The sequence below is a fragment of the Methanoregula sp. genome (assembly GCF_003170075.1).
Taxonomy (GTDB): Archaea; Halobacteriota; Methanomicrobia; order Methanomicrobiales; family Methanospirillaceae; genus Methanoregula.
In genome coordinates this window covers 1-10,437 of sequence record NZ_PMZU01000041.1, presented here as the reverse complement: position 1 = coordinate 10,437, position 10,437 = coordinate 1, and the positions used below count along the sequence as shown (strand labels likewise).

At 52.9% G+C, this 10,437-nt stretch carries 13 protein-coding genes; 3 read left to right on the top strand and 10 right to left on the bottom strand.

Annotation, left to right across the window (positions count from 1 at the left end; genetic code table 11):
* Window positions 1–183: 183 nt before the first annotated feature.
* Both cbiQ (QZN75_RS04835) and QZN75_RS04830 read left to right on the top strand, forming a co-directional pair.
* Entirely contained in the window at window positions 184–1,125 is a 942-nt protein-coding gene (gene cbiQ / locus QZN75_RS04835) for a cobalt ECF transporter T component CbiQ (protein ID WP_292425501.1), read from the top strand.
* A gap of 21 nt (window positions 1,126–1,146) precedes the next feature.
* A complete protein-coding gene (locus tag QZN75_RS04830; RefSeq protein WP_292425498.1) occupies window positions 1,147–1,986 on the top strand; it encodes an energy-coupling factor ABC transporter ATP-binding protein in 840 nt (279 codons plus the stop codon).
* Window positions 1,987–2,315: 329 nt separating this feature from the next.
* Here the strand turns inward: QZN75_RS04830 and QZN75_RS04825 are convergent, their stop codons facing one another.
* The 6 genes from QZN75_RS04825 to QZN75_RS04800 all read right to left on the bottom strand — a co-directional run bounded on the left by QZN75_RS04825 (window position 2,316) and on the right by QZN75_RS04800 (window position 6,726).
* Window positions 2,316–2,681 (bottom strand): hypothetical protein, encoded by a 366-nt coding sequence (locus QZN75_RS04825; RefSeq protein WP_292425496.1) that lies wholly within the window; start codon window positions 2,679–2,681, stop codon window positions 2,316–2,318.
* 60 nt (window positions 2,682–2,741) lie between these two features.
* On the bottom strand, window positions 2,742–3,548 hold the full coding sequence (locus QZN75_RS04820) for a hypothetical protein (protein WP_292425493.1): 807 nt from the start codon (window positions 3,546–3,548) through the stop codon (window positions 2,742–2,744).
* 112 nt (window positions 3,549–3,660) lie between these two features.
* Entirely contained in the window at window positions 3,661–4,872 is a 1,212-nt protein-coding gene (locus tag QZN75_RS04815; RefSeq protein WP_292425491.1) for an energy-coupling factor ABC transporter ATP-binding protein, read from the bottom strand.
* 3 nt (window positions 4,873–4,875) lie between these two features.
* Window positions 4,876–5,661, bottom strand: a complete 786-nt coding sequence (gene cbiQ, locus QZN75_RS04810; protein WP_292425488.1) for a cobalt ECF transporter T component CbiQ — start codon at window positions 5,659–5,661, stop codon at window positions 4,876–4,878.
* Between the two features lie 61 nt (window positions 5,662–5,722).
* Window positions 5,723–6,031 (bottom strand): energy-coupling factor ABC transporter substrate-binding protein, encoded by a 309-nt coding sequence (locus tag QZN75_RS04805; protein WP_292425484.1) that lies wholly within the window; start codon window positions 6,029–6,031, stop codon window positions 5,723–5,725.
* A complete protein-coding gene (locus QZN75_RS04800; protein ID WP_292425482.1) occupies window positions 6,028–6,726 on the bottom strand; it encodes an energy-coupling factor ABC transporter permease in 699 nt (232 codons plus the stop codon). Before QZN75_RS04800 ends, QZN75_RS04805 begins: the two co-directional genes overlap by 4 nt.
* A 237-nt stretch (window positions 6,727–6,963) precedes the next feature.
* Between QZN75_RS04800 and QZN75_RS04795 the strand changes: the two genes are divergently transcribed.
* A complete protein-coding gene (locus QZN75_RS04795; protein ID WP_292425479.1) occupies window positions 6,964–7,746 on the top strand; it encodes a winged helix-turn-helix transcriptional regulator in 783 nt (260 codons plus the stop codon).
* Window positions 7,747–7,946: 200 nt separating this feature from the next.
* Here the strand turns inward: QZN75_RS04795 and QZN75_RS04790 are convergent, their stop codons facing one another.
* The 4 genes from QZN75_RS04790 to QZN75_RS04775 all read right to left on the bottom strand — a co-directional run bounded on the left by QZN75_RS04790 (window position 7,947) and on the right by QZN75_RS04775 (window position 10,221).
* Window positions 7,947–8,285: a hypothetical protein gene (locus QZN75_RS04790; protein WP_292425476.1), complete on the bottom strand. Its 339-nt coding sequence runs from the start codon at window positions 8,283–8,285 to the stop codon at window positions 7,947–7,949.
* An 847-nt stretch (window positions 8,286–9,132) separates the two neighbouring features.
* Window positions 9,133–9,492, bottom strand: coding sequence for a hypothetical protein (locus QZN75_RS04785; protein WP_292425473.1), 360 nt, complete (start codon window positions 9,490–9,492; stop codon window positions 9,133–9,135).
* Window positions 9,489–9,770 carry a hypothetical protein gene (locus QZN75_RS04780; protein ID WP_292425469.1) on the bottom strand — a complete coding sequence of 94 codons (282 nt, stop codon included), beginning with the start codon at window positions 9,768–9,770 and terminating at the stop codon, window positions 9,489–9,491. The genes QZN75_RS04785 and QZN75_RS04780 overlap by 4 nt, the downstream gene beginning before the upstream one ends.
* Window positions 9,771–9,981: 211 nt before the next feature.
* On the bottom strand, window positions 9,982–10,221 hold the full coding sequence (locus QZN75_RS04775; RefSeq protein WP_292425466.1) for a hypothetical protein: 240 nt from the start codon (window positions 10,219–10,221) through the stop codon (window positions 9,982–9,984).
* Window positions 10,222–10,437 lie beyond the last annotated feature (216 nt).

Here is a 10,437-nt window from a genome sequence, read left to right as displayed (position 1 = left end):
CGTCATATAGTGTACCTTTTTCGCTACTATCGCATTTACTGATCAAACATAATCGCAAATACCAATGCTTTTTAACTACTGGATATCACTATACATTATAATCGTAACAACATCCGGTGTTCAGGCCCCGATCAGTTCCTGCTTTTTTAGGAAAGATGGGGGCGCCGTCGGACAGGAGATCCTATGATACCTGAATGGATGCAGAAGATCGAAATCGGCCCCTGTGCCTGCTGTACGGTCAGCATCGGCAAAAAAAAAGGGTTTGTCCAGAAGACGATCTCTGATATTTTTACGTTCTTTGAGGAGTGCCTTGTAAACGACAGCATCGCCAAACGCAAAGGCCTGTTGCAAAGCCTGGACCCCCGTGTAAAACTGGTCTCGATGGTTGTCCTTATCTTTGCCGTTGCAATGACCCGCGACATACGTCTCCTTGCAATCGTGTACGTGCTGACGCTCGTCTTTGCCTGGGCAAGCAGGATAGAACTCGGGTTCTTCCTCAAGCGCGTCTGGGTATTCATCCCGATATTTGCTGGGATCATCATGATCCCCATCCTCTTTAATGTCTTTATGCCCGGGGATGCGCTGGTTACCCTTGCAACCCTAGGCCCGAACGCACACCTTGGCCCGTTTGCGCTGCCTCCCGTCCTCACCATTACCCGGCAGGGTGTGATGGTGGCAATCCTCTTTGTGCTGCGGGTTGCAACCTGTGTTTCGGCGGCCGTCCTCCTGTTTCTCACGACACCCCGGGACCTGCTCTTCAAATCCCTTCGATCGCTCAAAGTGCCAAAAGTCTATGTCCTTACCTTGGACATGTGCTACCGGTATATTTTCCTCTTTACCGATATGGTCAGGGGGTTTTACACGGCAAAAAAAAGCAGATCGATTAAGACCCTGCCTATGATTGAGGAACAGAAATGGGTGGGGGGCCGTGTCGGCTATATCCTTATAAAATCACTGAGCATGAGCGAGAAGGTACACGGGGCCATGATGTCACGGGGATTTAACGGCGATATCAAGATCATGCACCGGTACTCAATACACCGGCGGGATTACGTGGCGTGCGTGAGTGTGATGGCGCTCAGCATCTTCCTGATGCTTGCATCCCAGAATCTGATACGAATTTAGAGAGGATATACGAGGCACACCATGGAGACGGTATTCGATCTGCGCGACGTATCCTATACATACCTGAGACGGTTTGAAGCACTCAAAGGGGTGACCATGGCAGTCCAGGCCGGTGAGCAGGTTGCCATTCTCGGGGCGAACGGGAGCGGCAAGTCGACGCTTCTTGCGATCTTGAATGCGCTGAGTTACCCGACGTCGGGAGAATTTTATGCGTTCGGGACCCTGGTAAAAGAAGAGATATTCGATACCCTTGAAGATAACGAATTCAACCGATCCTTCCGTAAAAAAGTAGGATTCCTGTTCCAGAACCCGGACATCCAGCTCTTCTCTTCAACCGTCTTTGATGAGATTGCCTTTGGTCCGCTCCAGCTTGATCTGCCACCTGATGAAGTGCAGAAGCGTACGGAAGAGGTTATCGCGATGCTGGGAATCGAAAACCTGCAGGACCGGGCGCCCCACATGTTAAGCGGCGGCGAGAAAAAGAAGGTCTGTATCGCATCGATCCTCTCGACAAATCCCGATGTGCTGCTCCTTGATGAACCCACCGGCGGTCTTGATCCCCGCAGCCAGATCTGGCTGATCGAGCTCATCCAGGATCTTGCGAAGTGCGGCAAGACTATTATTACGGCAACCCATGACCTCGATATCGTCGAACAGATCAGCACCCGCGCCATTGTTGTCGGGGAGGATCATACGATAAAATTGGATTCTGACTGCGCAAGCGTCATGGGCAATCTGGATTTACTTATGGCTGCCAACCTCATCCACCGGCACATACACCGTCACGGCAAACTTCTCCATGAGCATCTTCACGCCCACACGCAGGAACATGATCACGTGCACGGGCCGAGTGTTGTGTAGGTCAGTACCGGTATCACGATCAATTTTCATTTGTTGCGTACCCGTTTAAAGAGAAAGCACCTTCTTACGGCACGCCCGTTGTTCAACCGATGACAGGAATGCCACGCTCTTCTCGTATGACGTAGGATCCAAACACTTGATAATCCGGGACGCGGATGCCGGGAGGAGCGAGCCGAGCAGCCGCCGGCGCTGGAACGGAGTGACGAGCCGGGGGCGTCATCCTACCAACAGAGCAACCTCAAAAAATAGCGAAGTGATGTGAAGCGAGCCGGAGCCTCAAGCGAGGACGAGTGAACATGACCGAGCGTCTGCCGCAGTTAGATCCCCAACTATGCTGCCCTTCCCACGATTGAACGCTCCTGCATAAGGGCAAACCGGATAAACGCATCCCTGTCTTTAAGAGGCTCGGTTTTCAGCGCTTTCTCCGATGCAGAATCCGAACGGAACATCTGTACGCCGGTATTTTCTTGCACAGGGTATGAATACCGGACTTCAAGGGGATTCTCGTGCCCGTGTAGACCGGGTTTACGGGTGTAGTTATATGCAACGGCGACCGCCCATCGATCATCCTGCATATCGATATATACGGTTCCCACGAGTTGCTGGTTGTTATGCCGTATCAGCACTTCCTTCTCGAACTTATCGATGAGTTGTTGTGTTGCTGCCTGCGGCCTGAATCCAAAAATCTTTGACATGTTTTTACCTCCATTTTCTGGTAACTGGTGTTCAATTTTCGTAACGTGCCGGTTTTGTCTCTAGATAAACCCGGCTACCACCATCACACCCATGAAGCCAATGATGATTCCGGTGATGACCTCGCCGAACTTCTCAAAGAATTCGAATTTGATTACCTGAAGTCCTTTGAGACAGGCCGCCACCAGAATCAGCATGGCTGCCATCGTGGCGACGAAGAAAACAACGATGGTCCAGAATACGGCAGCCATGCTTATTTCACCGGCGCGCAGCGCCAGCGGCATGAGGAGGATGCACGGGGTAAGAGCAATGATGGCCACCAGGCCATAGCCCGCCTCGATCTTTGTGCCTATCTTCCTGCTATGGTCATCGTGATGATGATCATGATCGTGGTTATGGTCATGCTCGTGATGATCGTCATGGTCGTGGCCATGCTCATCATGATGATGATCGTGATCATGGTCGCAGTGATCGTGGACGTGCATCAACTCTTCCGCTTCCCGGTTATCGATGTTGAAGATTTTATTGACGAATGGGATGCCGTGATGTGAATTTCCACCTTTCAGGTATGAGTAAATGGCGAAGCCCACACCAAAGATAACCATCTCCCCTCCGGTTGCAACCTCGGCAATCGAGGCGAAGTTATGGGCCATGGTGGCTCCCGCCCATATTGCAATGAGGCTGAGGATAACAGAGGTGCCCACGTGTCCGATGCCGGCAATACCGGCGACAAGAAGCGTCTTTTGGATGCCCCACTTCTTGGTGTGGCCGAGCATCACGAAGCCAAACCAGTGGTCCGGGGAGAGGGTGTGGATGGCAGCAACGATAAACGTGGTGATGAGCAGCACCCATAACGCGTCGTTGACCATGCTTAACCCTCCCTGTATGAGATGCCCCATATCTTCCCCGGGTGAGATACCGGGATACCTTCGCGCTCATGGCAGTCTACATGATTATGTCCGTGGTTTTCAGCGAGAAAGATCATTCTGTCGGACCTCGTTTTGTCATAGCCCCGGGTGCGGGAGACTGTGTTTTCGTGTTCATGGGGACAACGGCAATCGAATTGCCGCTCTCCCGGCAGTATGTTTCAACCCGCCGGAACACATGCGGCACCATCGACGCCGGTGTCAGGAGCACCGAGCATTCCCCGACCAGTGCCCGCAGGATCCCTTTGTCTATCACGCCATACGTGAAATCAAGCGCTATCGATTCGCGCTCGGCAAGGTCCTTCGCCCGGGTTCCCATTGCCCCGTGCTTGTGCCCGGGATTGTCAGCCACCCACGCCTTGATTTCTTCAGCACCGGTTGTATCCACATTGCAGACCGTGATGGTTCCGGGGGCCCTGTAAGCCTTCGGTTTACCGGAGCTCTGTTCGAGCGAACTGACGAGTTGGAGGACGGACTTTGGCGACTGCGTCTTTTCCACCATCTGCCGCGAGACGAGCTCTGTGTAGACCTCCAGTACCGCAGGCATCCGGAGGTTCGAAGACGTGACGAGTGCGGGATCCGTAAAGACTTCCTCGGGAGTACCCGCATGAATCACCGTCCCTTTGTTCACGAGGATGATCTGGTCTGCCCACAGGTATGCAAGCTCCACATCGTGGGTGGAGATAATGATCGTCGCGCCTTTTGCATGGAGCTCGTCAAGCAGTTCCATGAGATCCGCGGCACCGGCAGGGTCGAGCGAACTGGTTGGTTCATCAAATACGAGAACCTCCGGGTCCATCGCAAGCGTCCCTGCGATCGCAGCCCGCTTTTTCTCCCCACCGCTCAGCTGGTGTGGCGGGCGTTTTTCGAACCCTGCCAGCCCCACCTCAAGGAGTGCCCGGCTAACGACCTTCTCGATCTCGTCTGGTTCCATGCCAAGGTTGAGCGGCCCAAACGCCACGTCCTGGTATACCGTTGGAGCAAAGAGCTGGGTATCTGAGTTCTGGAAGACCATGCCGACTTTTTTCCGCACCTCGCGGAGCGATCTGCTGTCGTACCTGAGCGGTTCTCCATCGAGAAGCACACGCCCCTTCGAGGGTTCGAGCACCCCGTTGCACATCAGCATCAGGGTGGTCTTCCCGGCACCGTTGGGGCCGACCAGAGCAACCTTGGCTCCCTTTTTTATCGAGAAGGTTACGCCAGAAAGTGATTCCGGGCAGCTCGGGTAGGCGTAATGAATATTATCAAATTCGAGCAAATTCGTCATGGTTCACCTGAAAGGCACTATCGTGCTGGTCATAATTGCAACGGCAATACAAAGACCCAGATAGACTGCGATAGATGCAATTGCCGCCGGTTTTGGGGGATTCTGCTGGCCCGGCAATGCCAGTTTGCCGTCATAGCACCGCGAGTCCATAGCGATGATGAGATCTTCGGCCTCCTTCCATCCCCGGATGAAGAGCATAGCACCAAGCATCGCCATCGAATTAATGGATCGTTTGAGCGAGGTATACCCGTGGCGGATTGTCTGGGCGTTATGGATTGCGATGGTCTCAGCGATAAAAACGAAGATAAAATGGTAGATCAGCATGGAGAGATCGACCATAACGGGAGGGAAATGCAGTTTGTGCATGACAGAAAAGATCTCAATCATGGGGGTTGTCAGGGCAATGAAGAAGAGCCCGCACATCCCGCCGAATGTCCGGACAAGTACGAGGGAGGCAAGGTTCGCAGAGCCTGTCGTGATGGTCAGCGGGACGTTCGCGACCGTAAACGTAAGGATAGTATCTCCACTCCCGCTTAAGAACAGGATAACAATCACGGAGAAGAACGCAAATATTACGGGAATATGAAGGAGTTCCACATATACTCGTACCGGTATTTTTGCAACTACCAGGGTGATTGCAGAAAGAGTAATGACGATAAACAGCGGGGCCAGCGGGGCCGGGGAGGCAATACATATGAATATGGCTCCCAGACCAAGGGCGAGTTTGAGATAACAGTTTACATCCCGTAACGCATTTGACTGGGCATAGTAATCTAAGTTTTCTTCCATAAACGACATAATGAATACCTTTACTCTGACGTCTCGGACATCAGTAAATTAAAATGGGGAATTATGCAGGTTTTGCACTATCCCGTTTGCCCCGGTAAAACCCGAAGAAATATCCGATCACAAATGCCCCAAGGCCGGACTGGATACTGAAGAGCAGCGACTCAACCTCGGAACTGGGAGGGGTCCAGAGCGGCTGAATCCACGGTGTGTATCCTGTTGCCTCAATGGCTGCACTGCCCTGATCGTCCGATCCCTCCCATTTTGCCTGGGTCTGGGCATTTTGCTCGTAAAGGAACAACGCTGCGAATGCAACGATAAACACAATAAAGATGATCTCAAGTTTGTACTTAATGAAAAATCTGGGGATCATTTGAAACCCTCCGTGATTTTTGTAGCCTGCTCCGGTGTAAGCACCTTAAGTTTTACGAGAATATCGCCCCGACTCTGGACGATGTATTTGAACACGAGCGCGATAAGGAGTCCTTCAACGATCGCAAGAGGGATCTGCGTAACTGCATAGATTGCAAAGAAGGTTTCAAAGGAGATCAGGAATCCCCCGTGCGTTGCCGGGAATGCCGCTGCGAGCTCGATTGCTGTGATAACATACGTAAAGAGATCCGCGACAAATGCGACGAGGAAGATATTTACGAATATGTTCAGCTTCACTGCTTTTGCCACCCGGTACACCACATACCCGAGGAGCGGTCCCGCAATTCCCATCGAGAAGTCATTGGCGCCAAGCGTCGTGATACCACCGTGGGCCATGAAAAGTGCCTGGAAGATCAGCACGATGACGCTGAGAACACAGGTGATGAACGGGCCGAACAGCACGGTCGATAACCCGGTTCCCGTGGGATGGGAACAACTTCCCACAACGGGAGACGGCATCTTCAGTGATGAGAGAAGGAAGATGAATGCACCTGACACTGCGAGCAGTGAGAGGGTTTCACGGTGTTCCTTAACCTGTCGATTCAAGAGGTAAATCCCGTAAATGATGAACGGCGCTGATACAAGGTACCAGAAGACGCACCATTGCCAGGGCAGATATCCTTCCATGATATGCATAATAATACGAGATCATAGTTACTTGACATAACTAAATAAATCTTGTTATGTTAAGTTCTGATGCGTTTGCGGTTGATGGCCAATATTTCTTCTCGGAAAAATCCCAAATAAATCGACAACACATCATCACGCCCGAAAGACTAATTATCTCATGGTCGTCACTCTTTTTCCGATTACATGAAACACCGGAGCTGATGCAGCCTGACCCAGGATACAAAGGGACCTTTACCCTTCCTTATGCGGAGCAAGGGCGATGTCTCGCGCTTCCAGATCCTTGTAGAGATAGCCGAATACCAGCCGGCGATACGCCAGCAGGAGATTGCCAACAGGATTGGCATGACAACACAGGCAGTCTCCGAATATATCCGCGACCTGGTTGACGAAGGCATGGTAACCATGAGCGGCCGGAGCAATTATGCGGTGACCAAGACCGGGATGGCCTGGGTCATGGAGAATGCGGCCACCCTGGAATTGTATGTCCGGCATATCCGGCGCGACATCATCAAGCATGTCTCGGTCTGGACGGCAATTGCTGCCGATGACATGAAAAAGGGAGATATCGCCGGCCTTTACATGAAGGACGGATATCTCTGTGCGGAAAAGAAACCAAGGTCGGCGACAGCAACGGTCTATGCGGATGCAAAGAAGAACAATGACGTGGGGATTTTCGATGTGAACGGGATAATCGAGCATCACGAGGGGATTATTCATGTCTGCAAGGTGCCCCGGGTCCAGCACGGGGGTTCGCTTAAAGTCAGGAAGGACAAACTCAAAAAAATCGTTGTCATGGCCGGATTAGTCGCGGCTGTCGGGATCGAATCGTCGATCGCACTGAAATCCATTGGCAGGAACCCTGACCTCTTCTTTGGGGCATCTGAAGGTGTCATCGATGCCGCATATCATGGGATCACGTGTGCGATTGTTATAACAGACGATGAGTTTACGACTTTTGTCAAGCGACTGGAGAACACCCCGCTTGAGTACAAGATTTACGATCTGATCATACCCGAAGATCAATGATCATCGTATAGTGACAATTGGTTCTGTCCGCTCTGTTAACTTGTTAGAGAATTATCAACTTTCTAGCGCCCGATAAAATTCCGAGCCATCACCAAGTTAACAGAACCCATTTTTTCATACCTCCCCCGGAAAGGCGCAATCCTGATTCTGCAACCCCGAAATGCCTGCACCGCAGCCTGACCCCCTCTAAAAAAGATGAGTTACCGGGTTTTCCTGAGGGCAACAACCATCCCCGTCGCCAGCGCAACAAGTGCCGGTACGGTCTCAAATTCCGGGGCGGCCCGCGTTGGTGTCGCGGGTTCCGATGCCGCATCCGCGTTCAGGAACGCGCCCTGCACAGCTGGAATGCCACGTTTTCTACACTCAACGCGACGGATTGTAAGAACACCATTCTGCTCGCGGAATCCCGCGACGGATTTTATCGGTACGATATCAGTCAGGCACAGCCGGTCAATGTGAGCCTGAGTATTGTCGGGATCGAAGTGAGCGCGTACTAACCAGCACCCTTCCTCCGGTGCATGTCCTGTTTTTTGTCTCAAGCACAGCTCCGGTGGGGAGACCGGCGACTCCGTCACGATCAGCCCGGTTCCCCGAACGGTGGACCGCAGGGTCCGGGATTTTTCCCGACATAAAAAACCGGAGATGAGCCCGGGGCATCGCAGTACCCCTTGTCAGGGAACGATCTTTTTTTGTTCCCGGCACCCTTTTAACGGGGCACAGTTTCTGTCTCTTACCCCCAGTTTTCCCCACGTGCTAACCCACATCCCCCTTCCTGATCCTCTCTCCAAACAAGCCTAAATACGCTTGTTGTCGGTTCAGGATTCTCCGGTGTAAATTTATGTGGGTGTAGTGAAAAATCAGGAAAACCGACTTGTTTTTTTGCGAAACTAACTTATTTCTCTCCCAAAAAAGGGTAAACGGAGCATGAAATGAAGAGATCCAAGGGTGTCTCCCATCAGGACCCGGCACAGCTGTGTCTCCGGGGGGATGTGTGGACCCAAACATCGCAGTACCTCCTTGTCAGGGAAGGATTTTTTTGTTCCCGACACCCTTTTAGCGGGGCAATAGTCTTCGTCTCTTACTTCCTGTTTTTCCCACGTCCTGACCCACATCCCTCTTCCCGCGCCTCCCTCCAAACAAGCCTAAATACGCTTGTTGCCGGTTCAGGATTCTCCAGCGTAAATTCCGGGGAAAATGGTGAAAAATCCAAAAAACAGACTCGTTTTTTTGCGAAACTGACTTGTTTTGGTCCCAAAAAAGGGTAAACGGAGCATGAAATGAAGAGATCCGGGAGGTACTCCCTCAGGATCTGTCACACCAGGGTCTCCGGGGTGGCTTCGGGGGCAGCGGATCTCCGGACGATCTCCCTCTCCCGGCCATTACCTATCAGGTGCCCGCCAGAGGTCTCCCGTCCCGGTCGATCTCGGCAAGACCGGCATCGCCGACCCGGAAGAACCGCAGCGCCCCGTACTGCCCGCAGACCCAGAGTTCCCGGCACCGTTCTCTTGTAGCGGGCACGAGCCGGAGCAGTGCAAGCGGTTCGGCAAACTGCGACTCTATCTCCGGCAGCGGGCAGTGGATCCTCCGGCTTCGTTTCACCCGGACAAGCGGGGTCTGGGTCGTGCCTGCGATCGCAAAATCGCACACGCTCCCCGCGCCGGGTTTGCAGAGAATGACCATGCCCCGGGCCTGTGCAACGGGCAGGGCCTCATCGATCGCTTTCTTTGGGAGCGGCCCCCGGGTCATGCATCATCATCCCCGTCATCCGGTACTGTCCCTGAAAAAGCCGGTCGCGGCCGTACGCTCTTCCGGTGCGGCCGCCTTCGTGGCAGCGCGCACAGGCCCGGTGCCAGGGGGATATCGTGAAGCGCGGTCACCCGGTCTGCCAGGTATAGGGGCGGTTCCCACGGGATATGGCGCTTCCCCCATTCCAGTTCTTCGTTCTCCCCTTCTGTTCCGGCCGCACCAGTTACTATTGCATCCGGGCCGGCCACAGCCTTCCTGTTCGTTGCTGAAACTTCCATTCCACCACCTTTTTCCTTGTTTTTTCACTCAAACCTCCATCCCTTTTTTTGGCACCCGGCACCTGCTGCCCGTACCGCGAATGTCCCGTTTAACGCCAGATCCGGGGAGATGTATCTTGTGCAGGCGATTCCCGTTCCTGTCATGAAACGGATGGCAGGTTCGTCAGCATCCGCGTTGTGCAGGATTACAATTCAGCGCCCGGACCGGCGGTCACCGACGTATGATAAAAGTGGCGGGCAGAAGAGTACCATACCGGGTGTCCGCGTGTATCTGCCCGACAATGGCGATCGGCTCGAACAATTCCTGTGGGATAACAAAAAACAGCCCGAACAGGCCGCACGTGGTGATCATGGAGACATAGAAAAACTTCGCGAACCGGGCTGCCACTTTCTTTGCGTACCCGAGCCGCCGGATTTTTCGTGCTACCCTCGTGCAGAAGTTCTGGAACATGTTTTCCCTTACCCATGGAGAACGACAGGTTTGTATTTAAATTACTTTGATGGTACTGGTTAGCTGAATCGGGGTCTTCTGGGTGGATCCGGACGGCTACTGTGCCCGGATTTTCCAGAGCTGGGAAGGTAAGGGCTGCCAGGGGCTTCGGGAAATACGGACCAGAACCCGGTCTGACTGGATAATAAGCAGATCAGGAAAAACCCGAATTAAAAT

Bases quoted from the DNA above. Each gene is read 5' to 3' on its own strand.
- cbiQ (WP_292425501.1), top strand. From the start codon at position 184: ATGATACCTGAATGGATGCAGAAGATCGAAATCGGCCCCTGTGCCTGC.
- QZN75_RS04830 (WP_292425498.1), top strand. From the start codon at position 1,147: ATGGAGACGGTATTCGATCTGCGCGACGTATCCTATACATACCTGAGA.
- QZN75_RS04825 (WP_292425496.1), bottom strand. From the start codon at position 2,681: ATGTCAAAGATTTTTGGATTCAGGCCGCAGGCAGCAACACAACAACTC.
- QZN75_RS04820 (WP_292425493.1), bottom strand. From the start codon at position 3,548: ATGGTCAACGACGCGTTATGGGTGCTGCTCATCACCACGTTTATCGTT.
- QZN75_RS04815 (WP_292425491.1), bottom strand. From the start codon at position 4,872: ATGACGAATTTGCTCGAATTTGATAATATTCATTACGCCTACCCGAGC.
- cbiQ (WP_292425488.1), bottom strand. From the start codon at position 5,661: ATGGAAGAAAACTTAGATTACTATGCCCAGTCAAATGCGTTACGGGAT.
- QZN75_RS04805 (WP_292425484.1), bottom strand. From the start codon at position 6,031: ATGATCCCCAGATTTTTCATTAAGTACAAACTTGAGATCATCTTTATT.
- QZN75_RS04800 (WP_292425482.1), bottom strand. From the start codon at position 6,726: ATGCATATCATGGAAGGATATCTGCCCTGGCAATGGTGCGTCTTCTGG.
- QZN75_RS04795 (WP_292425479.1), top strand. From the start codon at position 6,964: ATGCGGAGCAAGGGCGATGTCTCGCGCTTCCAGATCCTTGTAGAGATA.
- QZN75_RS04785 (WP_292425473.1), bottom strand. From the start codon at position 9,492: ATGACCCGGGGGCCGCTCCCAAAGAAAGCGATCGATGAGGCCCTGCCC.
- QZN75_RS04780 (WP_292425469.1), bottom strand. From the start codon at position 9,770: ATGGAAGTTTCAGCAACGAACAGGAAGGCTGTGGCCGGCCCGGATGCA.
- QZN75_RS04775 (WP_292425466.1), bottom strand. From the start codon at position 10,221: ATGTTCCAGAACTTCTGCACGAGGGTAGCACGAAAAATCCGGCGGCTC.